Genomic DNA, 21,174 nt, shown 5'->3' with positions numbered 1-21,174 from the left:
TTCGTGTGGGGTAGCTAACAACGTCGCGGCGACTTATGCAACTAGATTTGCAAAATCCTTCCGAAATGCAACTATATTTACGAGGGCGGGCGGCTACGCTCCGAACCGACGCGCGACGAGGAGGAGAATGACTCCGTGACCGACCAACGGGTGGACGAGGGACCGCAGACGTTCGACGAGCTGATCGCCGAACTGCGGGCGCGGCACGACACGCTGTCGCAGGCGCATCGCAAGCTGTCCGAGCGGGTGATGGCCGACCCGGAGGCGGTCGCGTTCATGACGGTGTCGGAGCTGGCCGCCGCCGTCGGCGTGAACGAGGCGACGGTGGTGCGCTTCGCGAACGCGCTGGGGCTCAAGGGATATCCGGGCCTGACCCGGCTGTGCCGGGAGCGACTACAGGAACAGGCGCAGCTGCTGCGCCGCTTCGACACGCTGGAGCGCCTGCCCGCGGACGGGGGCGGCCTGCTCGAGCGCACCCTCGGATTCGACCAGGCCAACATCGCGCGCACCTTCGCCCGGATCGACGACGCCACCTGGGACGCCGCGGTCCGCCACCTGACCGACGCGCCCCGCGTGCACGTGATGGGCCTGCGCAAATGCCACGCCCCGGCCTATCTGCTGGCCTACCTGCTGGGGATGGTGCGCGAGGAGGTCGCCCTGGTGACGGCCGCCGCCGGTGCCCTGACCGACGATCTGCGCCGGGTGCGGGCGGGCGACTGCTTCGTGGCCGTGTCGATCCACCGCTACATGGCCGACACCGTGCGCGGCGCGAGGTGGGCCCGCTCGGTCGGTGCGCACGTGATCGCGCTGACCGACAACCCCGGGTCGCCGCTGGCCGCCACCGCGGACGAATGCTTCTTCGTCGACGCCGCCGGTCCGTCGGTGCTGCGCTCGATGACGGCGTTCACCTCGCTCGTGCAGGCGCTCACCGCGGGCGTGGCGAAATCGCACGGCCGCGAGGCGCGCGCCTCGCTGCTGCAGGAGGAGCGGCTGCTCGGCGACTTCCAGGTCTACACAACGGATTCCAACAGCTAGTCACGCGCGGCGTGGTTCCCGCCCGGCGGGCACGGGCGGGGCGGGACGCGGGTCGCGAGGCGGGATGGGCAGCGTGCGCGGCTCGCCGGTGAGCAGCAGCGGCTCGCCGTGGTGGCGCAGTGCGACCGAATCGCCGCGCAGCAGCCGATAGGTCGCGGCGTCGCGGTCGATGTCGACGTGAATCCCGCTGTCGCGCCAGCGGATTCGAAACGCCAGCCGGTCCAGTCGGTCCGGCAGGCGGGGCGCGAAGGTGAGTTCGCCGCCGCAGTCGCGCATGCCGCCGAAACCGCCGGCGCAGCACAGCCACGTCCCGGCGAGCGCGGCGATGTGCAGCCCGTGGGCGACGTTGTGGTGCAGGTCGTGCAGATCCAGCAGCGCGGTCTCGGTGAAGTAGTCGAACGCCAGGTCGGGATGGCCGACCTCGGCGGCGAGGATCGACTGCGGGCACGCCGACAGCGAGGAGTCGCGGACGGTCAGGGCGTCGTAGTAGTCGAAGTTGCGGACCTTCTGCTCGTCGTCGAAGGCGTCGGAGCACAGGTACATCGCCAGGGTCAGATCCGCCTGTTTGACGATCTGCCGCCGGTACAGGTCGAAGTACGGGTAGTTCAGCAGCAGCGGGTAGTGCTCGGCGGGCGTCGCGTCGAAGTCCCACGGCGCGTAGCGGGTGAAGCCGTCGGACTGCTCGTGCACGCCGAGTTCCTCGTTGTAGGGCAGGAACATTCGGTTCGCGCAGTCGTCCCAGGCGGAGGTCTCGGCGTCGTCCACACCCAGTTGCCGCGCGACGTCCGGACGTCGGCGGCAGGCCGCGGCGGCCTCCCGCAGATTCCGCTGCGCCATCAGATTCGTGAACACGTTGTTGTCGGCCAGCGCCGAGTACTCGTCGGGCCCGGTCACGCCGTCGATGCGGAAATCGCCCGCGGAGTTGTGGTGCCCGAGGCTCTCCCACAGCCGGGCCGTCTCGACGAGAAGTTCCACGCCGCAATCGGTTTCGAACCGCTCGTCGTCGGTGGCCGCCAGGTAGCGCACGGTGGCGGCGGCGATGTCGGCGTTGACGTGCACGGCCGCGGTGCCGGTGGGCCAGTAGCCCGAGCCCTCGTCGCCGTTGATGGACCGCCACGGGAACATCGCGCCGCCTTGGCCGAGTTCGTGTGCGCGCCTGCGTGCTTGGTCGAGGGTGGTGTGCCGCCAGCGCAGCGCGTCACCCGCGGCCATCGGCACGGTGTAGGTGAGGACCGGCAACACGTAGGTTTCGGTGTCCCAGAACGCGTGTCCGTCGTAGCCGGGACCGGTCAGCCCCTTGGCGGGGATCGCCCGCGTCTCGCCGCGCGCGCCCGCCTGCAGGACGTGGAACAGCGCGAAGCGAATCGCTTGCTGCAGTTCGGGATCCCCGTCGATCTCGACGTCGGCGGCCTCCCAGAAATTGTCGAGGTAGGCGCGCTGCCGGGCGAGCAGTTCGTCCCAGCCCGTCTCCATGCCCGCCGCCAGCGCGGCGTCCACCTGCGCCCGCAGCGCGGGTGTGGAGCGCCGGCTCGACCATCCGTAGGCGAGGTACTTGGTCAGGCACAGCCGCTCGCCCTCGGGCACATCGACCGCGATCGTCAGCCGGGCCAGGTCCTCCTCGGCGTGGATGGCGCAGCGCGGCGTCGCCGACACCGCGAGCTCGTGATCCATGCCCGCGGCCATCCGCAGCTCGGAGCGGCGGGTGTGGTGGGCCAGCACCGCGGTGCTGTCGCGCGCGGCGGCGAAGTCGGGGACCAGCGGCCGATCCAGCGCCGCGGCCAGCCGGGGATCGTTGCCGGGTGCGGGCACCGGCTCGTTGGTCAGCAGGTCCGACTGCACGACGAGATCGAGATCGTCGTCGAGCGGCTCGACCTCGTAGCGAATCGCGGCGAGCGCGCGCTCGTCGAACGACACCAGGCGCTCGGAGCGGATCCGCACCCGCCGTCCCGTCGGCGACGTCCACAGTGTGTGGCGGCGCAGCGTGCCGCTGCGGAAGTCCAGGACGCGGTCGTGCTCGACGGTGCGGCCGTAGCGCAGATCCATCGGCTCGTCCTCGACCAGCAGCCGGATGATCTTCCCGTCGGTGACGTTCACGACGGTCTGGCCTTCTTCCGGATAGCCGTAACCGGCTTCGGCATAAGGCAATTGGCGCTTCTCGTAGAAGCCGTTGAGGTAGGTGCCGGGTGTGTCGACCGGCTCGCCCTCCTCCAGGGTGCCGCGCAGGCCGAGGTGTCCGTTGGACAGCGCGAACAGCGACGCGGTGCGGTCCAGCTCGCCCAGATCCAGTCCGCACCAGCGTAATTCCCACGGGGCGATCTGCAGCCCGCGACCCTCCGAACTCATCGGCCTCCCTCGTCGCCCGTCGCCACCGCCTGTGCCGGAGCCAGTTCCGACAGATCGGCGACGACCACGTCCGCCCCGGCACGGCGCAGGGCCTCACCGTGTTTTCCGTCGCGGACCCGGTCCACGCCCACGACGAAACCGAAGCCGCCGGTGCGGGCGGCGGTCACCCCGGCGGTCGCGTCCTCGTAAACAGCTGCCCGCGAGGGTGTTTCGCCCAGTTCCTCGGCGGCGGCGCGGAAGGAGTCCGGCGCGGGTTTGCCGCGCAGCCCGCGCCGCCGGATCTCCACGCCGTCGATGCGCGCGTCGACGAACCGGGTCAGATCCGCGCTGTCGAGCACCGCGGCGGCATTGGCCGAGGAGGTCACCACCGCGATCCTCAGTCCGGCCGCGCGCACCGCCGTCAAGTACGCGACCGAGCCCGGATACACCCGTACGCCGTCACGCTCGATGAGCGACAGCAGCAGCCGGTTCTTGCTGTTGCCGATCCCGTGCACGGTCGCCAGGCCCGGCGGGTCGTCGGGCGCGCCGTCGGGCAGCACGATCGCGCGCGAGGTCAGGAACTCGCGGACGCCGTCGGCGCGGGTGCGTCCGTCCACGTAGTTCAGGTAGTCGTCCGCGGTGAACGGGCGGAATCGCGCGCCGCACCGGCACGCCAGCAACCGGTCGAACACCGTCTTCCACGCCCGCCGGTGTACCGCGGCGGTGTCGGTCAGGACGCCGTCCAGGTCGAACAATGCCGCCGAGATCGATTCCGGCAGACCCACTCTCGTCATCGCGGATCACACTCGCCGCCATGCGTCGTCGGCGAGCCGTTCGCCCGCCTGCGGGCCCATCAGCAGCATGCCGCCGTCGACGACGAACGAGGCGCCGGTGACGTAACCGGCGGCGGGCGTGGCCAGGAACGCCACCACCGCGGCCACCTCGCGCGCGTCGCCGGGACGGCCCAGCGGCACGCCCGGCCGGGGCTCGGTGCGCGGATCGACGTCGGCCTGGTCGTTCATGGGTGTGGCGATCTCGCCGGGCGCGACCGAATTGACGGTGATGTCGTACTCGGCCAGTTCCAAGGCCAGGACCTTCGTCAACGCACCCAACCCCGCCTTGGCGGCGCAGTACGGGGCCGCCCCGACCCGCGGGGTGTGCTCGTGCACGCTGGTGATGTTGATGATGCGACCGCCTCGACCGGCCTCGATCATGGTCTTGGCGGCACGCTGCGCGCACAGGAAGGCCCCGTCGAGATCGACCGAGAGCACGTGCCGCCAGGTGTCGAAGTCCATGTCCATCGCGCGCTGGCGGCTGCCGGTGCCCGCGCAGTTCACCAGCACGTCCAGGCCGCCCAGTTCGTCGGTCAGTTCGTCGACGGCCGCGGCCGCGGTGGGCAGATCGCCCAGGTCCAGTTGCCGGACGGCGGCTCGCACGCCTTGTTCGCGCACTTCGTCGGCGGTCCGCCGAGCGCCGTCCGCGTCGTGGTGGTAGGTGATGCCGACGTCGACGCCGCCACCGGCGAGCGCCACGGCGGTGGCCGCGCCGATGCCGGAATCCGAGCCGGTCACCACCGCGCGCACCGGAGCGCCGACCCGTTCCTGTGGTAGGGGAGCAGTGGTAGTCATGCCGGGCGACTACCCGGGGAAAGATCGGCCACACGCCGCCGGGAACCTGCGATGCCGCGCGGACAGGTGAATTCAGGCTCGGGCAGTTGCGGGGGTGCGCGACGGAGCGAACCAGGTCGCGTAGAACAGGGCGGCGAAAGCCGCGAACGAGGCGAGCAGCGCCGCGCCCGCGGGCAACGGGTAGCGCGCCATGGGCTCGGCGGCGTAGCGGGTGCACAGCAGCAGCGTCGTGAACAGCGCGATGCCCGCGGCGAGGAGCGCGTACCGCTGCCGGTCCCAGCCGCGTTCCGGTTCGCGCAGCGCGGATTCGATGGTCAGGCACAGGGTGGCGCCGACGAGCAGGTCGATGCCGTAGTGCGCGCCGAAGCCGAGCGTCGCGCCGAGCGTGCACACCAGCCAGAACGCCCCGCCCCAGCGCAGCCACCGCGGTCCGCGCCGGGTGTGGATGAACAGCGACAGCGCCCACGCGGTGTGCAGCGAGGGCATGCAGTTGCGCGGCGTGATCCCGTCGAACGGCATCGAATCGATCGAAGCGGGCAGCGGCGGAACGACATCCGGCCACACATCGGCCAGCGCCATCCCGTGTCCCTCGGGCCCGAACGCCAGCACCGGCCCCACCACCGGGAAGAGCACGTAGAAGATCGGCCCGATCAACCCGATGGTGAGGAACGTCCGCACCAGGTAGTGCCGCGGCCACACCCCGCCGGTGACATTGCGCAACTGCCAGATCGCGACGACGATCGCGGCCATCGGCAGCTCGAAATACACCCAGCGCAGCACCCCGGACACCGCGGGCCCGGCCGCCTCGAGGGCCTGCCCGACCAGCCACGACGGATTGCCGAGGGCCCGATCGGCCTGTTGCACATAGGGATCGAGGACCTGCGGGGTGGCCCAGGCGGTGATGTCCAGCCAGATCTCGCTGACCTTGGTGGCCAGGATCAGCAGCGCGCCGAGGCCGATGGTCCGCAGCGCCGTGGTGCGCCGTTCGCCGGTCCAGCGCAGCGCGACCAGGATGGTCAGTCCCGTCAGCACCAGGGTCGGACCGTTGCCGAGGGTGAACTTGTGGCCCTCCACGGCACGCAGGATCACGAAGACCAGATCGATGCCGACCGCCGCGGCGAGGGCGATCCCGCGCTCCCGCCACCCGACCCCGACCAGCGCGAGCAGGAAGCCCGCCCACGGCGTGGTCGCCGATTTCGGAATTCCCGCGTAGTCACGGAACAGGCTGGTCAGCGGCCCTAGCGCATGCAGGTGGTGGGCCATCAGCTCGCCGGCGACGAGCACGAGCACCGCCGCCCCGATCAGGCACCACACCGCCGCGGGTCCGAAGTGACGCGTCCGCAGTGCTGCGCCCGCCCGTTCGGCCGTCGAGGCCGAACCCCCATGCGCGTCGTCGAGAAGCATTCGGACATAGTAAACACCGCATGAACATCCGGTTTCCGCAAGCGCTACTCGCCCAGGCGTGCTCCGCTCTCCGGATCGAACAGGTGCACCGCGCTGTCGGCCCGTTTGCGCAGCCGGATCGTCTCCGCCAGGGCCACCGGGGCCCGGCCGGGGCAGCGGGCGACCAGCCGCACGTCGGGTTCGGCGAGCGCGTGCACATACGATTCGGCGCCGAGACTCTCGACCAGCTCGACCGTCGCCGCCGCCCCCGAATCCGCGATCTCGAGCTGCTCGGGCCGCACGCCGACGGTGACGGTCGCGAGCTTCCGCTCGTGCAGCAGCGCGATCTGGTCGCGTTCCAGCTCCAGCACCGAGCCGCCGAGCCGGACGCCCTCGGCGACCAGCGGTGCGGTGAACAGATTCATCGCCGGCGAACCGATGAACCCGGCCACGAAGGTATTGACGGGCCGATCGTAAAGCTCTGCGGGGGAGGCGAATTGCTGCAACTTCCCGCCGCGCAGCACCGCCACCCGGTCGCCCATCGTCATCGCCTCCACCTGATCATGGGTGACGTAGACGGTGGTGGTGCCCAGCCGCCGCTGCAACGCGGCGATCTGGGTGCGGGTCTGCACCCGCAGCTTCGCGTCCAGATTCGACAGCGGCTCGTCCATGCAGAACACCTGCGGCTCGCGAACGATGGCCCGCCCCATGGCAACTCGCTGCCGCTGCCCGCCGGACAGCTTCGCCGGTTTGCGGTCGAGGTAGTCGGTGAGATCGAGCAGCGCGGCGACCTCGCGGACCTTGCGCTTGCGCTCGTCGGCCGGCACGCCGCGCATCTTCAGCGCGAAACCCATGTTCTCCGCGACGGTCTTGTTCGGATACAGCGCGTAGTTCTGGAACACCATCGCGATGTCGCGGTCCTTGGGCGCGACGTCGGTCACGTCCTGGCCGCCGATCTCGATGCTCCCCTCATCGATAGCTTCGAGACCGGCGAGCATGCGCAGGGCGGTGGACTTCCCCGAGCCGGACGGCCCGACCAGCACGACGAACTCGCCGTCGTCGATGTCGAGATTCAGTGCGTCGACCGCGAGCGTGTCCGCTCCGGCGTAGAGGCACGAGGCGTTGCGGTAGGCGATGGCGACCATGGCCCGCTCCCTTTCCTTACCCTGCTACTTGATGGCGCCGAACGACAGCCCGCGCACCAGCTTGTTCTGTGCCAGCCAGCCCGCCAGCACCACCGGCAGCGCGGCCATGGTGGCGGCGGCCGACAGCTTCGCCCAGTACAGGCCCTCGCCGGCGATGAAGCCGACCAGGAAGACCGGCATCGTCTGGGCCTGCACCGCGGTGAGATTCACCGCGAAGAAGAATTCGTTCCAGGCGAAGATGACGCAGATCAGCGCCGTCGCGGCGATGCCGGGGGAGACCAGCGGCAGCACCACCTCCCGCACCGAGCGCCACAGGCTCGCGCCGTCGAGGCTCGCGGCCTCCAGGATCTCGCCGGGCACCTCGAGGAAGAACGAGCGCATCATCCACACCGCGATCGGCAGGTTCATCGCGGTGTAGAGGATGATCAGCGCCCAGATATTGTCCAGCAGACCGACTTTCGACACGATCACATACAGCGGCAGGATGGCCGCCACCACCGGCAGCATCTTGGTGCTGAGGAAGAAGAACATCGCGTCGCGGGTGTTGCGGACCGGCCGCAGCGAGAGCGCGAACGCCGCCGGGATGCCCAGTGCCAGCACCAGCAGCGTCGAAATCACCGTCGCGAAGGCGGAATTCGCGAGTCCGGTGCCGACGCCCTGGTCGAACACCGCCCGGAACTGGTCCAGCGTCGGCGCGAACACCACCTTCGGCGGGTCGGTGTAGGCGTCGCCCTCCTGTTTGAACGCGGTCAGGACCATCCACAGCACGGGGAAGAAGAACCCGATCCCCACGATCCAGGCGATCACACCCCACGGATTCCAGCTGCGGCGCTTGCGAATTCGCCGAGGCGACGCCGCCCGCGCGGACTGTGCCGGCGTCTGCGCGGCGAGGGAAGTCGCGGTGCTCATCAGGCCGCCTCCTCTTTACCCGTGAACGATGTGAAGATCAGCCGGAGCGCGAACGTCGCGATGACGATCGTGCCGACCACCACGACCACACCCATCGCGGCGGCCTGGCCCATGTCGAAGCCCAGGAACGCGCGCTGGTAGATGTAGAACGGCAGGTTGGCGCTGGCGATGCCGGGGCCGCCCTGGGTCATCATGTAGATGGTGTCGAAGGTGTTGACCAGGTAGACCGCGCCCAGCACCACGCCGAGTTCGATGAATCGCCGCAGGTGCGGCAGCGTGAGTTCCCGGAACAGCGCGAACGCGCCCGCTCCGTCGACCCGGCCGGCCTCGAGGATGTCGCGGGGCATGGACTGCAACCCGGCCAGGATCAGCAGCATCATGAAAGGCGTCCACTGCCAGACCATTTCGACCATCACCGACGGCAGCGGATACCGGCTCACCCAGTCGATGTCGTGCACCCCGAACGGCGTGAGCACGAAATTGACGATGCCGAACACCGGATCCAGCATCGCCGTCTTCCAGACCAGCGCTCCCGCAACGGGAGTCACCAGGAACGGGGTGATCAGCAGCGTGCGCACCACGCCGCGCCCGAGGAAGGCCCGGTCCAGCAGCAGCGCGAGCAGCAGGCCCAGGAAGGCCGAGATCAGTACGACGCCGACGATCAGCACGACGGTGTTGACGGTGACCGACCAGAACTGGCTGTCCCGCACGATCTCCAGGTAGTTCCGTAACCCGACGAAGCGACGCGACCCGGGCCGCACCAGGTTCCACGACTGCGTCGAGTAGTACAGCGTGAACAGGAACGGGACCTGGGTGACCACGATCATGAAGATCAGCGCGGGCAGCAGCGGCCCGCGCCGCCGCCAGCCCTCGGTCCGGGAGACCTTGGCGTCCTTGGCTTTCCGGATTCTCGTCACCCGTTCGGCAACGGGCTCCGCCGCGATTGTGGTCATTGGTTCTCCCGGTATGTCTTGCCGACCGCCTCGGCGTACTCCTGTGCCTGGGCCAGTGCGTCGGTGACGGATTTCTGACCGGCGATCGCCGCGCTGATCTGCTGGCTGACGCGGGTCCCGAGATCCTGGAACTCCGGAATCGCGAGGAACTGCACGCCGGTGTACGGAACCGGTTGCACGGTAGGACGATCCGGCGCGGCGTTCTCGATCGACTCCAGAGTCAGCGGGCCGAAGGCCGCGGCGGCCTGCCGGTACTCCGGCATCTGATAGGTCGACAACCGGCTGCCCGGCGGCACCCGCTCCCAGCCCAGTTGCTCGCCGACGGTGCGCAGGTAGGCCTTGTCGGTCATCCACGAGATGAACCGCCAGGCGGCGTCGCGATGCTTGCTGTTGACCGGGATGCCCAGCGACCAGGTGTACAGCCAGCCCGAGTGGTCCTTGACCGAGATCGGCGCGGGCGCATAGCCGATCCTGCCGACCACCTTGCTCTGCTCAGCGTCCTCGAGCACCGAGACGGCCGAGGTGGCGTCGTACCACATGGCGACGCGGCCCTGTGCCAGCTGCGTGGCGCATTCGCCGAATCCGCTGGTGGCCGCACCGGATTCGCCGTGTGCGCGCACCAGGTCGACGTAGAACCGCACGGCGCGTTCGGTTTCCGGGCTGGTGAGCTGTGCGTGCCACTGCTCGTCGAACCAGCGGCCGCCGAAGGTGTTGATCACCGTGTTCAGTGGGGCCAGCACCTCGCCCCAGCCGGGCTTGCCGCGCAGGCAGATGCCCGCCAGGTCGGGCCGGTCCAGCTTTGCCGCCGCGTCGGCGACCTCCGGCCAGGTCGGCTTGGGCGACAACGCGATTCCGGCCTGCTCGAACAGGTCCTTGCGATACATCAGGAACGAGGACTCGCCGTAGAACGGGACCGAGTACATGTCGCCCCGGTACGACAGCGACTTGCGCAGCGACGGAATGAAGTCGTTCTCGTCGTAGCCGGGCGTCTTGCGCATGTAGTCGGAAAGGTTGACCAGCCAACCGTTCTCGGCCCACTGCGGGGTCTCGTAGTTGCTGATCATCGCGACGTCGAATTCGCCGCCGCCCATCGCGGTCGACGCGGTGATCTTGGCGCGCGCCTGATTCTCCGACAGGGTGACGAACCGGAGATCCACGTCGGGGTTGGCGGCCTCGAACTGCTTCGCCAGCTGCTGCGCGTCGGTCATCTGCGAGTTGGAGACCATCGCGATGGTGACGGTGTCGGCGGAGGCGCCCAGCGATCCGGCGCCGGCGCAGCCCGACACCGTCAGGCACAGCGCCGCGGCGGCCGCGGTGAACAGGCGGGGCTTCATGCGTACCTCATTTCCCCAGTGATCTCATTGCCGTTCGAGAAGCCAACGCGCGCAGTCGATATCGCAGACCAGGTAGCGGGCGAAGCCGCCGCGCAGCGCGCCGAGGGCGGCCTCGTGCTTGGCGGTGCCGCCGGTCAGCAGGATGGATTTCGGGCAAGCGCGAATGTCCTCGAGGGCCACCGAGACGGTGCGGTCGCTCATCTCGGTCTCCAGGACCGTGCCGTCGGTCGCGAAGAACCGCCCGCCGATCTCGCCGACCGCGCCGAGCGCCGCGAGCGCGTCCAGCATGGCGGTGTCGAGGTAGCTGCCCTCGAACAAGGTCGTCGAGGTGGAGACCGCGCCGACGCCGAACATCATCGCCTCGGCGGTGCGGCCCGCCGAGAGCGCGACCGAGAAGCTCGAATCAGAGCGCAGCGAGGCCACGGTGGTCGCGTCGGCGTAGAGCGGGGCGGGCAGCCGGATCATGTCGGCCTGGAGCTGCTCGGCGCAGCGGCCCAGGATGTATTCGCTGCCCGTCTGGTAGTTGGCGCTGGTCATCGCGCCGTCGAGCTGCACGATGGCGCGGCAGGAAGCCGCGCCGGTCGGCAGCGCGCGGGCCACCGCGACGGTCTCGGGGCCCCAGGTGAAGCCGAGCGTGTCGGATTCGGCGAGGCGGCGGGTGAGCAGTCGCGCGGCGGCCCGGCCGATTCCGGCCCAGCCCGCCGGGTCGTCCGGTGGTCCGGCGGCGTCCACGTTGTCCCCGACCACGACGGCCTCGGTGAGCCCGAACGCGCGCTCGAGGGCGCTCTCCTCCTCGGCGTGCAGGGTGTCGCGCTGGTCGTCGGGCACCACCACCTCGATGCGGACCAGGCCCCGCGCCTTCGCCCGCGCGATCAGCCGCCCGGCGGTGGGCCGCGAAACGCCCAGGCGCGCGGCTACTTCCGCCTGGGTGAGGCCGTCGAGGTAATAGAGCGTGGCCGCGCGCAGAGCCAACCGCAGGTCCTCCGAACCCGGTGCCGAGGGCCCTCGCCCGTTGAGCGCCGATCCGGCCATCACACACTCCGATGTCACGCCAACCCGTGAGCAAATGCTCAGGGGTGTGATTAGTTGCTCACCACGCTAGCATGCAGAGTGTGACGCAGACAACACCTTCTCGGATGCGGGCCGCCGTGCTGCTCGCGCCGGGACGCATGGCGATGCAGGAACGCCCGGTGCCGCGGCCGGGCCCGGGCGATGTGCTGATCCGGGTGCACGCGGTCGGTGTCTGTGGCTCCGACACGCACTACTACCGCGAGGGGCGCATCGGTGAATTCGTGGTCGAGGCGCCGCTGATACTCGGGCACGAGGCCGGTGGGGTGATCGTGGCCGTGGGGCCCGGCGTGCCGGAAGAGCGCGTGGAGCAACGGGTTTCGATCGAGCCGCAGCGCCCCGATCCCGACAGCGCGCCGACCCGCGCGGGTCACTACAACCTGTGCCCGCACATGCGATTCTTCGGCACGCCGCCGGTGGACGGCGCGTTCTGCGACTACGTGACGATCGGCGCGGGCTTCGCGCACCCGATTCCCGACACCATGTCCGATGCGGCGGCGGCGCTGTGCGAGCCGCTGTCGGTGGGGATCGCGGCCGTGCGCAAGGCGGGTGTGTCGGGCGGGTCGCGGGTGCTCGTCGCGGGGGCCGGACCGATCGGCGTCATGGTGGTGCAGGTGGCGCGGGCCTTCGGGGCCACGGAGATCGTGGTCAGCGATCCGGATCCGGATCGGCGGGAGTTGGCCGGGCGTTTCGGGGCGACCGCGGTCGTCGACCCGGCGGAGTTGTCCGACCTTTCCGTGGACGCGTTCGTGGACGCGTCCGGTGCTCAGGCCGCGGTGTGCGCGGGCATCGCCGCGGTGCGCCCGGCGGGTCGCGTCGTGCTGGTCGGCTCGGGCACGCCGACCATGTCGCTGCCGGTGCAGCGCATCCAGAATCGGGAGCTCGTGGTGACCGGCGTGTTCCGCTATGCCGACACGTGGCCGGCCGCGATCGCGCTCGCTTCGGCCGGCCGGGTCGATCCGGACGCTATGGTGACGGCAAGGTATCCGCTGGAACGGGCCGCGGAGGCGCTGGATTCGGATCGGCGGCCGGGCAGTCTCAAGACGATCGTCGAGGTGGCTGAGTGATGAAGCTGAATCGCAGTACCGTGACCCGCATCCCGGTCGTCGGTCCGCGCTACGACCGCGACGCGGTGCGTGTGGGTATCGCGCACTTCGGGGTCGGCGGATTCCACCGCGCGCACCAGGCGATGTATCTCGACAAGCTGATGACGTCCGGCCGGGCGCTGGAGTGGGGCATCTGCGGCATCGGCGTGACCCCCGCCGACCGCCGTATGCGCGATGTGCTGCGGGATCAGGACGGCCTCTACACGCTCGTGCTGGCGCACCCCGACGGCTCCCGGGAGTCGCGGGTGATCGGATCGATCGTCGACTACCGTTACGCGCCGGACGATCCCGAGGCCGTGGTGGAGCTGCTCGCCGATCCCGCCATCCGGATCATCTCGCTCACCATCACCGAGGGCGGCTACAACCTGCGCGACAGCGACGGCGAATTCGACTGCGACGCACCGGCTGTGCGGCGCGACCTGAGCGGTGAGTATCCCCCCGCCACGGTGTTCGGTCTGGTGACGGCGGCACTGGCGCGCCGTCGCGAGCGTGGCGTCGCCGCGCCGACGATCGTGTCGTGCGACAACATCGAAGGCAACGGCCGCGTCGCCCGCCGATCCTTCACCTCCTACGCCGAGCAGGTGGATCCCACACTGGCGCAATGGATCAGCGGCAATGTCGGGTTCCCCAACTCGATGGTGGACCGTATCACCCCGGTCACCACACCGGACGTCGTCGAGCGGCTCGAAGCCGACACCGGGGTGCACGACGAGTGGCCGGTGCTCGCCGAACCGTTCGCGGCATGGGTGCTGGAGGACGACTTCGCCGCGGGCCGGCCGCCGCTGGACGACGCGGGCGTGCAGCTCGTCGACGACGTCTACGCCTACGAGCTGATGAAGCTGCGGCTGCTCAACGCCGGTCACCAATGCCTGTGCTACTTCGCCTATCTCGCGGGCTACCGCCTCGTGCACGAGGCCGCGCAGGACCCGCTGTTCGCCGAATTCCTCGACCAGTACCTCGATTACGAGGCCATGCCCACCCTGCCCCGCATCCCCGGCCTGACCACCTTCCGCGCCTCCCTGATCCAGCGCTTCGCCAACCCCCACATCCGCGACACCGTGGCCCGCCTGTGCGCCGACTCCTCCGACCGCATCCCGAAATGGCTGCTGCCCGTGATCCGCGACAACCTCGCCGCCGACCGCCCCGTCCGCATGGCCGCCGCGACGGTCGCCGCCTGGGCACGCTACGCCGAGGCCGTCGACGAGCACGGCGAGCCGATCGAGGTGGTGGATCGGCTCGCCGACACTCTGATTCCGCTCGCGCGGACTCAGCGTGACAATCCCTTGGCGTTCCTGGAAAACCGTTCCGTCTTCGGCGATCTGGTGGACCAGCCGCGGTTCGTCGAGGAGTATGTGGGTGTGCTGACGGCCCTGCATCGCGACGGTGCGCGGGCGACGCTGGAAGACTTGGTGAAGCCGCAGTGAGCGTGGTTGCGGAGTCTTGGGGCTGTGCTGGAAGACCTGGTGAAGACGGCTCGAGTGGGCTGAGGGCGCACGATGCTGCGGTGAGTCGGCGATGATCGGACGAAGCGATGGGTCGGGCGCGCTGGTTATCGGTGAAGCCTTGATAGACATCGTTATTCGGGACGGCCGAGTGACGGGGGAGCACGTCGGTGGTAGTCCGTTGAACGTGGCGGTCGGCCTCGCGAGACTCGGCAGGCAGGTCGATTTTCTGACCTCGATCGGCGACGACGAATACGGGCAGCGGATCCTCGACCATCTGAACGCTTCCGGCGTAGCACTCGCCGAAGGCAGCCGCAATGCCGCCCGCACCGCCACGGCGCAGGCGGTGCTGGACGAAAATGGCTCAGCCACATATCGTTTCGACATCCATTGGCAACCACGCCCCGCCGCCGTGGCATCCCCACTGGTCGTACACACCGGTTCCATTGCCGCCGTCCTGGACCCCGGCTCCGCCGAAGTAGCAACCACCATCACCCGCTACGCCCCGACCTCCACGATCACCTTCGATCCGAACCTCCGGCCCCAACTGATCGACGACCCACCCGCCGCCCGCACCCACATCGACTACTTGGTCTCCCAGGCCGACGTCGTCAAGGCCAGCGACGAGGACCTCCGCTGGCTCGAACCGTCCCTTTCCGCGGAAGCCGTTGCCGCGCAATGGCTGTCCCAGGGCCCTGCGATAGTCGCCGTAACCCTCGGCGCCCAAGGCGCTTTCGCCACCACCCACTCCGGCACAGTCCATGTCCCCGCCGCCCCCACCGAGGTCGTGGACGCAGTAGGCGCAGGCGACGCCTTCATGACCGGCCTGATCGACGCCTTGTGGACGCAAGGCCTATTGGGCGCGGAAAACCGAAAAGTCTTGCGAGACATCGACTCCTCCCAGCTTCGCAAGGCTCTCGAAACAGCAGCACTGTCCTCGTCCCTAACCGTCTCCCGCCCAGGCGCCGACCTCCCCGACCGAGCAACTCGCGACGCCCATTCAAAGCCCTGATTCATCGCCCGCCCCTCGGGTCAACAGTCGCCCTCGACCATCAGCAGGTAAGCAGCCTCGAGGTGCACAAAGCATTCATCCGGATGATGCGAGCTGTGGATGCGCCGCAACTCCCGGGCCCGCGCGACAGTCAAACCCATCAAGGACACCTGGCACATGTGCTCCGCCAACATGCCGTCAGCATGCACAAATGTTCTGTGCTGCAGAGGATCTTTCGATGTCACGGCGTCCCTCTCCTCGGGCACGTGAGCAAATGAGCGGAATCGATCACAGTTGTTCGGCCGTGTGCTGGACTGCCCCTGCGGAAGGGGCGAGCCTCAACCAGTACTCGTGGCGGATCTTGTTCCACAGTTCGGCCCATTCGGGATGGCGCTCGCGCGCTGCGGCAAGGTCGGTACCGGGCGGGAATGTGATGTCGGCAGTGTGAGATGCGTAGTGCACGTCCAGGATCTCGATGTGCATACGCCGTAGACGCCAGGTGGCTCGCAACCCGTTCGCTGTCGTCTCACGCAGATCAGACATCCCTGACTCCCGCCGCGCGGGGGTCTGGCTGTGCATCGGCTGTTCGGCCGAAATCGGAGAGCGGGACGAACATTCAAATCACCAGCTGATTTCGCCTGTGGCTCGAGGGTTGTCGTCGTGCCAAGCGTGCCTCCATGTTCAGCCGCGCTTGAATGCAGGCGACGCTGGGAGGGTGCGTGGCGCCGGACCGGCGCGACGGCGGATTGTTCGAGCCGGCGCCGACCGCTATCCAGACTGTGGCGACAACGCAGAGGCACAGGAGTGTGAGCAGCAAAAGGCTCATACGCCAGGCCTTTCGACCGGCTGGACACCCGCGACGTCGGCAACGATGTCGCGGACGTGGACACAGCAGCCGGTGTACAACGGTGTCGTCCGGGGGAAGACCACGCGGAAGCACGGCGTACCGCTCTCCGTTGCTGTTGTCACCGCTGCGTGCGTCTCGCTCATAGGGACCTCTATTCGTTGTGTTCGGAGGTAGATCGCCCGGCTGCCATGTGGTTTGACCTGCTGCTACGAGTGAGGATCGGGCTTCCGCCCGCCGGGCACAGCGACAGAACATCACGGGATCCGGCCTGAGGCTCATATTTCTGGGTTTCCCAGAAAGAATTCTTCAAAGTGCCTGTAGGTTGGTCACGGCACTGCGTCGGGCCTGGTCAGCATCAGCACATCCGAAACCCAACCGAGGGAGCAGCAACATGTCAGGAGCTGGGAGCACGGTGCCCAGGCGTCAGCTTGGTCGTTACCTGCGTGAACTGCGGTCGCAGACCGGGATGACCCTCCCTGAGGTGGCTCGGCTGGCCGAACTGAGCACCAGCACGATTCAGAGGTTCGAGAAGGGGCAGTTTCCGGCGAAGATTCGCACGGCCGATATCCGCGAGCTGTGCGCCGTCCTGGGCGCGGACGAGCAGATGACGGAAGCCCTTCTGGGCCTTGCTCAGCAGGCCAACAGCAAGAGCTGGTACCACGAATACGGTGAGCTGATTCCGAAGGACTTCGACGTCTACATCGGCTTGGAAGCAGCGGCCAGCACGCTCACTACGTACTCGCCGGACGCGGTGATCGGGCTGCTCCAAACTGCCGATTACGCACGTACCCTGATCCGGGGCGTCTATCCCGGAATCTCCTCGGATGAACTCGAGCGGCGCGTTCACCTTCGCATGCGACGGCAGGCGATGATCTCCCGAAAGCGACAACCCGCCACGCTGAACGTCGTGCTGGGCGAGGCCGCGCTGCGACGGATCGTCGGCTCGCGCCGCATCATGGCAACGCAGCTCAAGCACTTGGCCGACATGAGTACCATGCCGAATATCTCTCTACAGATACTGCCCTTCGAAGCGGGTATCCCGTTCGGCGATCCGCTGGGCCGGTTCATCGTGCTGGATTTCCCTGCCGGCGGGAAATCTGTGTCGGCTGAGCCGTCGGTGGTCTACATCGAGAACTTGACCGGCGACATGTACCTGGAAAAATCGGACGACGTCCGCCAGTACCATGAGGCGTATCGGGCTATCCAGCGTGCTGCGTTGGACGTAGAAGGAAGCAGAGCATTGCTTCGGCAGTTGGCAAGGGAGTTTGCAGCGTGACGGACAAGTACAACGTCGACCTCTCCGACGCGCGCTGGTTCACCAGCAGCCGCACCTCGGGTGGCAAGGAGTGTGTCGAGGTCGCGTTCCTCGCTGAGGGCTTCGTCGGCGTCCGCGACAGCAAGGATCGCGCCCGTCCGGCGCTGGTGTTCACCCCTGGTGAGTGGCGCGCCTTCGTCGAAGGTGCGAAAGACGGCGAGTTCGACCCGGCATAGAGCCATGTCCACGGCCCGGTTCCGATCGGTCGGACCGGGCCGTTGCCTCGGTCGGGCGACTCAGTTGCCGCGTAACAAAACCCGCGAATGGTGAGCGGTAGCCGAGCGTCGTGGCACCGCTGAACTACCGCTGTGTCTTCTGCATGCTGTCGATTGTCGCGAAGATAAAGTCGTGAAAGCTGTTGTGTTTCAGGCGTTCTCCGCTAACCAACTCCCACACCGGTGCTGTGTCGCAGTTTCCGCCCCGACATCCGGTGGTCACGATGAAATAGTCCTCGACCGCTCCGCCGACTACAACCAGGTCATCGAACGAGTCCATCTCGAATTCGTCGGGCCGAACGCCGTATTCGTCGAGCAAGTTCAGGAGTAGGTTCCGCTCGATGGAGACGCGGGCGAGTCGTTCCGTCGGATACAGACTGTCCGCACCTGAAAACGACGCCGCTCGAGCACCTCTATCTCGTTGCGGAGGAACGTCTTGAAGCTGTCGTGCTTCTCGAAGTCGCCGTGACCGAAGGTGTAGACGGGTGTGCTTTCGGTGCAGGGAGCGTTCGTGGCTCGTAGGGCGATGAACGCTGCGCCGTCGTCGGTCCCACCGATCACGACGAGTTGATCGAAGGAGTCGACGCCGAGTTGGGTCGGGGTGAATTCTCCGCTCTGGAGGAAAGCCGAAAGGTTCTGTGCCGCAACCGAGTCGCGGGAGATCGACTCGACGGGGAACAAGCTGTGCGCGCCGGAGAAGAATTTCCATCCGTTGGCATGGCGCAGCCATTCCTCGTACTGGCTGTCGAAGTTGATCCCGAGTCGGCTCTCGGCTGCCCGGATCTGCGCTTCGTCTGGGGGCGGGTTCGGAGTGGTGAGCATCCAGGCATCGTCGTGTCCTCGCGCCGAGTCCTTCTCGTACCAGGCGCGTTGAGCTTTGATGAGGCGGGTGATCGCCGTTCGGCACCAGCTTCCGGAACGACTTGCTATGGCGATCGCTTCACCGTCTTCAGTTGCTCCACCATGGTGGTGAGGTAGTCGCGCAGGCTCGGGTACTTTCGGGTGTCGCCGTCGAAGGTCCAGACGGGTGCGCTGTCGCAGTCGCCGTTACCTGTACAGCCGACGGTGAGAATGAAATGGCTCTGGTTGTCGTTGGTGCCGATCAGGATGAGGTCGTCGAACGAGTTCACCCCGAATTCTTCTTCGGGAACGTCGAATTCGTCGATCAGGTCCATGAAGACCGCGCGGGCGGGCGAGTCCTGCGTCAGTTGATCGGTCGAGAACAGCGCACTGGTTCCGAAAACGAACGGCCAGCCGTTCGCATGCCCGAGCCACTGCCGCAGCTGACGATCGAAACGCTTGCCGACGCGCTGCTCGGCGGCACCGATCTGCTCTGCGGTGGCCGGCGGATTCGGAGGCGTCAGGAACCGCGTCAAATCCTCGTTCTCGCCGCCGTGGCTCTTGTCGTAGTCGTACCACCGCTGCTGCTCAGCGGTCAGGGCCGCGATCGTATCGGTGCACCAGTCGCCGGAGTTATCCTCGGCGGGCCGCGAGCACGCTGCGGTCGCAGCCAGCGCCGCCACCAGAATCACCGTGGTCTGAAACAGCCTCACGCTGGGCTCCTCTCGCATTCGAAGTCTGGACAGCGGTTCTAAGACGGTGTGATAGAGGGTGGTATCCCGGCGAGACCATACGGGTCGGGCCGTGGCACGCATGCACTATCGAGCCACACGCCCGGCACGAAAGCCCTTGCCTTGTAGTTCACCGGATACCTTTTCGCCTGGGTGCCGATGGATCGATTCAAGCTCATATCCATCGGCATCCAATACCTGGGCGGCGGATCCGGAACCCCGGTCCACACCGTGTCTGGCAGATGGCCCGCATCGATCGCGCCCGACGGATATCTGTCCGTGTCGATTTGCGGCGGGTAGTAGGTGGGCCGGTTGTTGTCACGCTGACGGTCTCTGGCCCGGTCGGCAAGGCGCTGCGTCACTTCGTCGAGTTCTTGCCGTACCAACGGCGTCCCGTTGGTGTGGATGATCTCGTTGGCGGCCTCGATGTACTCGTTGCGCTGCTCTTGCAGGTTGTTCTCTTGGATCGGCGTCCGGTTGCCCTGGTCCTTCTTCGGCAGGCAGACCGCGACAACCCCCTCACAATCCTTACTCGTGTCCTTCATGTCGCACCGCTTCTTGGTGCGGTCCCGGTTGATGTTGCGGTCGCGGTAGATCCGGTACCACTCGTTCCGCAACTCGTTCCAGACCTGCTGCTGGATCTGGCTCTTGTTGCCGAAACAGCCCTTGTTCAGCTCATTGGTCCGGTCGATGACACGGCGCACGAAAGGGTCGTTCGGGTTCTCGATCTCCAGCGGCCCGATGATTCCGATGACCACCTCGTGGACTTCTTCGGGACTGAGCACGCGGAGGCCCGGTATGCCGCAGGCCGGGTGAATGTAGGGCTCGATCAGTTCGCGCGGGTTGCGCGGGGGCTGTGTGGGTTCACCCTGGGAGCACGGTGCGTTCTCCGGATGACCCGGTAATGCGGGTGGAATGTAGCCCGGTACGGGGATGATCGCCTTGCACGGGTCCGGGGCGGGCCGGGGTGGTGGTGGGGTGAGGGCCGCGGCTGGTGGTTGTACCGAGGTTGTGGTCGGCGGGCCGGTGGGGGTTGGGACGGTGGCTTGAGGTGTGGGCTGTCCCGGCGGCGGGCTCGGCAGGGTGGGTTCTTCGATTTCCGGGAAATTGCCCCAGCAGGGCCAGCCCGGGTGCATTTCCTGCCATTGATCGCAGGGGACATAGGGATTGAGGGGGCGGGCTTCGGCCGGCGGGGTGTTGTGGCCGGCGACCGCGATCAGGCCGGTTCCGCCCAGGAGGGCGAGGGCGGCGATCGCGGTGCCGTAGCGCCGGACGACCCGTGTCGGTCTCCGTAGCGGCGACATCGCTTGTCCTACAGGTAGATCGGGTCGCCGTAGACGGCCAGTGAGTTGTCCGCGGTGGGGGTGGAGATGTTCACCTGGGCGTAGGAGCGGAGGCTGACCGGCCCCATGCAACCGTCGATCTTGATGTGCACCTGGTCGGAGGAGATCGAGCCGTGCCGTCCGGCCAAAGGCTTTGTCCCGAACGGAATGTCGGTGATGGTGCCGGGTTTGAGATAGACGGTGGGCGAGATGGTGGCGCTGCCGCCGACACCGGAGGTGACGCCGATGGTGACGCTCGGCCCGATGGCCACGCCGATGGCGGCGCCGCTGGTGACGTCGACTTGGCAGCCGATCTGGTAACCGAGCGCGATGGTGCCCGAGTTGACCGGCGCGGTGCCGTCACCGTCGATATCGGCGACGGCCTTCAAGCTGACGAAACCCTCCCGCGAGAACAGCGTCGACGCGAGATTCGGGTATCTGTCGAGGTTTTCGTCGGTCTTGGTGACTCGCATCTGCCAGCCGTCGTCGGTGATCTTGTCTCGCGACTTGTCGGCCAACGGTTCCGCGTGCGCCGTGCCAACGCCGGCCATGCCGACGAGCGCGCTGGTCAGTACCCCTGCGAGAACA

Annotated in this window: 22 protein-coding genes; 6 read left to right on the top strand and 16 right to left on the bottom strand. The window is 67.8% G+C overall.

The features are described from left to right. Positions 1 to 135: 135 nt before the first annotated feature. A complete protein-coding gene (locus IU476_RS07595) occupies positions 136 to 1,035 on the top strand; it encodes a MurR/RpiR family transcriptional regulator (RefSeq protein WP_324193922.1) in 900 nt (299 codons plus the stop codon). Here IU476_RS07595 and IU476_RS07590 read toward each other — a convergent pair whose 3' ends face one another. The 9 genes from IU476_RS07590 to IU476_RS07550 form a co-directional block, all read right to left on the bottom strand. Continuing rightward, positions 1,036 to 3,378 carry a glycoside hydrolase family 65 protein gene (locus tag IU476_RS07590; protein ID WP_195098125.1) on the bottom strand — a complete coding sequence of 781 codons (2,343 nt, stop codon included), beginning with the start codon at positions 3,376 to 3,378 and terminating at the stop codon, positions 1,036 to 1,038. Continuing rightward, on the bottom strand, positions 3,375 to 4,151 hold the full coding sequence (locus IU476_RS07585) for a beta-phosphoglucomutase family hydrolase (protein ID WP_195098123.1): 777 nt from the start codon (positions 4,149 to 4,151) through the stop codon (positions 3,375 to 3,377). Before IU476_RS07585 ends, IU476_RS07590 begins: the two co-directional genes overlap by 4 nt. 6 nt (positions 4,152 to 4,157) lie before the next feature. After that, the gene (locus tag IU476_RS07580) at positions 4,158 to 4,985 is read right to left on the bottom strand and encodes an SDR family oxidoreductase (RefSeq protein ID WP_195098121.1); all 828 of its coding nucleotides are present in this window, start codon (positions 4,983 to 4,985) and stop codon (positions 4,158 to 4,160) included. A 72-nt stretch (positions 4,986 to 5,057) separates the two neighbouring features. Continuing rightward, positions 5,058 to 6,389 carry a DUF5933 domain-containing protein gene (locus tag IU476_RS07575; RefSeq protein ID WP_195098120.1) on the bottom strand — a complete coding sequence of 444 codons (1,332 nt, stop codon included), beginning with the start codon at positions 6,387 to 6,389 and terminating at the stop codon, positions 5,058 to 5,060. 44 nt (positions 6,390 to 6,433) lie between these two features. After that, entirely contained in the window at positions 6,434 to 7,513 is a 1,080-nt protein-coding gene (locus IU476_RS07570; protein WP_195098117.1) for an ABC transporter ATP-binding protein, read from the bottom strand. A gap of 24 nt (positions 7,514 to 7,537) precedes the next feature. Then, on the bottom strand, positions 7,538 to 8,422 hold the full coding sequence (locus IU476_RS07565; RefSeq protein ID WP_195098114.1) for a carbohydrate ABC transporter permease: 885 nt from the start codon (positions 8,420 to 8,422) through the stop codon (positions 7,538 to 7,540). After that, positions 8,422 to 9,375: a carbohydrate ABC transporter permease gene (locus IU476_RS07560; protein ID WP_195098111.1), complete on the bottom strand. Its 954-nt coding sequence runs from the start codon at positions 9,373 to 9,375 to the stop codon at positions 8,422 to 8,424. Before IU476_RS07560 ends, IU476_RS07565 begins: the two co-directional genes overlap by 1 nt. Beyond that, positions 9,372 to 10,709 carry an ABC transporter substrate-binding protein gene (locus IU476_RS07555; RefSeq protein WP_228823320.1) on the bottom strand — a complete coding sequence of 446 codons (1,338 nt, stop codon included), beginning with the start codon at positions 10,707 to 10,709 and terminating at the stop codon, positions 9,372 to 9,374. Before IU476_RS07555 ends, IU476_RS07560 begins: the two co-directional genes overlap by 4 nt. Before the next feature lie 24 nt (positions 10,710 to 10,733). After that, positions 10,734 to 11,741 carry a sugar-binding transcriptional regulator gene (locus tag IU476_RS07550; protein WP_195098109.1) on the bottom strand — a complete coding sequence of 336 codons (1,008 nt, stop codon included), beginning with the start codon at positions 11,739 to 11,741 and terminating at the stop codon, positions 10,734 to 10,736. 104 nt (positions 11,742 to 11,845) lie between these two features. Between IU476_RS07550 and IU476_RS07545 the strand changes: the two genes are divergently transcribed. The 3 genes from IU476_RS07545 to IU476_RS07535 all read left to right on the top strand — a co-directional run bounded on the left by IU476_RS07545 (position 11,846) and on the right by IU476_RS07535 (position 15,337). Next, on the top strand, positions 11,846 to 12,844 hold the full coding sequence (locus tag IU476_RS07545; RefSeq protein WP_195098696.1) for an NAD(P)-dependent alcohol dehydrogenase: 999 nt from the start codon (positions 11,846 to 11,848) through the stop codon (positions 12,842 to 12,844). After that, complete coding sequence (locus IU476_RS07540; protein WP_195098695.1) at positions 12,844 to 14,307, top strand: mannitol dehydrogenase family protein; 1,464 nt, start codon at positions 12,844 to 12,846, stop codon at positions 14,305 to 14,307. The genes IU476_RS07545 and IU476_RS07540 overlap by 1 nt, the downstream gene beginning before the upstream one ends. A 91-nt stretch (positions 14,308 to 14,398) precedes the next feature. Next, positions 14,399 to 15,337: a carbohydrate kinase family protein gene (locus IU476_RS07535; RefSeq protein WP_195098106.1), complete on the top strand. Its 939-nt coding sequence runs from the start codon at positions 14,399 to 14,401 to the stop codon at positions 15,335 to 15,337. A 20-nt stretch (positions 15,338 to 15,357) separates the two neighbouring features. Here the strand turns inward: IU476_RS07535 and IU476_RS07530 are convergent, their stop codons facing one another. Beyond that, complete coding sequence (locus tag IU476_RS07530) at positions 15,358 to 15,561, bottom strand: hypothetical protein (protein ID WP_195098105.1); 204 nt, start codon at positions 15,559 to 15,561, stop codon at positions 15,358 to 15,360. A 43-nt stretch (positions 15,562 to 15,604) separates the two neighbouring features. Continuing rightward, positions 15,605 to 15,859, bottom strand: coding sequence for a hypothetical protein (locus IU476_RS07525; RefSeq protein ID WP_195098104.1), 255 nt, complete (start codon positions 15,857 to 15,859; stop codon positions 15,605 to 15,607). Between the two features lie 695 nt (positions 15,860 to 16,554). Between IU476_RS07525 and IU476_RS07520 the strand changes: the two genes are divergently transcribed. Together IU476_RS07520 and IU476_RS07515 are read left to right on the top strand one after the other, a co-directional pair. Continuing rightward, on the top strand, positions 16,555 to 17,439 hold the full coding sequence (locus IU476_RS07520) for a helix-turn-helix domain-containing protein (protein WP_195098103.1): 885 nt from the start codon (positions 16,555 to 16,557) through the stop codon (positions 17,437 to 17,439). After that, positions 17,436 to 17,654, top strand: a complete 219-nt coding sequence (locus IU476_RS07515) for a DUF397 domain-containing protein (RefSeq protein ID WP_195098102.1) — start codon at positions 17,436 to 17,438, stop codon at positions 17,652 to 17,654. The genes IU476_RS07520 and IU476_RS07515 overlap by 4 nt, the downstream gene beginning before the upstream one ends. 124 nt (positions 17,655 to 17,778) lie before the next feature. On the opposite strand, the gene IU476_RS07510 is transcribed toward IU476_RS07515, so the two are convergent. The 5 genes from IU476_RS07510 to IU476_RS07490 form a co-directional block, all read right to left on the bottom strand. After that, a complete protein-coding gene (locus IU476_RS07510; RefSeq protein ID WP_195098101.1) occupies positions 17,779 to 18,012 on the bottom strand; it encodes a hypothetical protein in 234 nt (77 codons plus the stop codon). A gap of 2 nt (positions 18,013 to 18,014) precedes the next feature. Then, positions 18,015 to 18,515 carry an SMI1/KNR4 family protein gene (locus IU476_RS07505; protein WP_195098100.1) on the bottom strand — a complete coding sequence of 167 codons (501 nt, stop codon included), beginning with the start codon at positions 18,513 to 18,515 and terminating at the stop codon, positions 18,015 to 18,017. 104 nt (positions 18,516 to 18,619) lie between these two features. Beyond that, positions 18,620 to 19,216, bottom strand: coding sequence for an SMI1/KNR4 family protein (locus IU476_RS07500; protein ID WP_195098099.1), 597 nt, complete (start codon positions 19,214 to 19,216; stop codon positions 18,620 to 18,622). A gap of 68 nt (positions 19,217 to 19,284) precedes the next feature. Beyond that, on the bottom strand, positions 19,285 to 20,568 hold the full coding sequence (locus IU476_RS07495) for a hypothetical protein (RefSeq protein ID WP_195098098.1): 1,284 nt from the start codon (positions 20,566 to 20,568) through the stop codon (positions 19,285 to 19,287). An 8-nt stretch (positions 20,569 to 20,576) separates the two neighbouring features. Next, positions 20,577 to 21,137, bottom strand: a complete 561-nt coding sequence (locus IU476_RS07490) for an MspA family porin (protein WP_228823319.1) — start codon at positions 21,135 to 21,137, stop codon at positions 20,577 to 20,579. Positions 21,138 to 21,174 lie beyond the last annotated feature (37 nt).

The organism is Nocardia blacklockiae (assembly GCF_015477355.1).
GTDB classification, from domain to species: domain Bacteria; phylum Actinomycetota; class Actinomycetes; order Mycobacteriales; family Mycobacteriaceae; genus Nocardia; species Nocardia blacklockiae.
The sequence above is the reverse complement of the archived record's forward strand: the minus strand, read 5'-3'. Positions and strand labels throughout refer to the sequence as shown.

Bases quoted from the DNA above. Each gene is read 5' to 3' on its own strand.
- IU476_RS07580 (WP_195098121.1), bottom strand. From the start codon at position 4,985: ATGACTACCACTGCTCCCCTACCACAGGAACGGGTCGGCGCTCCGGTG.
- IU476_RS07585 (WP_195098123.1), bottom strand. From the start codon at position 4,151: ATGACGAGAGTGGGTCTGCCGGAATCGATCTCGGCGGCATTGTTCGAC.
- IU476_RS07545 (WP_195098696.1), top strand. From the start codon at position 11,846: ATGCGGGCCGCCGTGCTGCTCGCGCCGGGACGCATGGCGATGCAGGAA.
- IU476_RS07525 (WP_195098104.1), bottom strand. From the start codon at position 15,859: ATGTCTGATCTGCGTGAGACGACAGCGAACGGGTTGCGAGCCACCTGG.
- IU476_RS07590 (WP_195098125.1), bottom strand. From the start codon at position 3,378: ATGAGTTCGGAGGGTCGCGGGCTGCAGATCGCCCCGTGGGAATTACGC.
- IU476_RS07505 (WP_195098100.1), bottom strand. From the start codon at position 18,515: ATGCTCACCACTCCGAACCCGCCCCCAGACGAAGCGCAGATCCGGGCA.
- IU476_RS07550 (WP_195098109.1), bottom strand. From the start codon at position 11,741: ATGGCCGGATCGGCGCTCAACGGGCGAGGGCCCTCGGCACCGGGTTCG.
- IU476_RS07575 (WP_195098120.1), bottom strand. From the start codon at position 6,389: ATGCTTCTCGACGACGCGCATGGGGGTTCGGCCTCGACGGCCGAACGG.
- IU476_RS07520 (WP_195098103.1), top strand. From the start codon at position 16,555: ATGTCAGGAGCTGGGAGCACGGTGCCCAGGCGTCAGCTTGGTCGTTAC.
- IU476_RS07560 (WP_195098111.1), bottom strand. From the start codon at position 9,375: ATGACCACAATCGCGGCGGAGCCCGTTGCCGAACGGGTGACGAGAATC.
- IU476_RS07535 (WP_195098106.1), top strand. From the start codon at position 14,399: ATGATCGGACGAAGCGATGGGTCGGGCGCGCTGGTTATCGGTGAAGCC.
- IU476_RS07540 (WP_195098695.1), top strand. From the start codon at position 12,844: ATGAAGCTGAATCGCAGTACCGTGACCCGCATCCCGGTCGTCGGTCCG.
- IU476_RS07490 (WP_228823319.1), bottom strand. From the start codon at position 21,137: ATGGCCGGCGTTGGCACGGCGCACGCGGAACCGTTGGCCGACAAGTCG.
- IU476_RS07555 (WP_228823320.1), bottom strand. From the start codon at position 10,709: ATGAAGCCCCGCCTGTTCACCGCGGCCGCCGCGGCGCTGTGCCTGACG.
- IU476_RS07565 (WP_195098114.1), bottom strand. From the start codon at position 8,422: ATGAGCACCGCGACTTCCCTCGCCGCGCAGACGCCGGCACAGTCCGCG.
- IU476_RS07570 (WP_195098117.1), bottom strand. From the start codon at position 7,513: ATGGTCGCCATCGCCTACCGCAACGCCTCGTGCCTCTACGCCGGAGCG.
- IU476_RS07495 (WP_195098098.1), bottom strand. From the start codon at position 20,568: ATGTCGCCGCTACGGAGACCGACACGGGTCGTCCGGCGCTACGGCACC.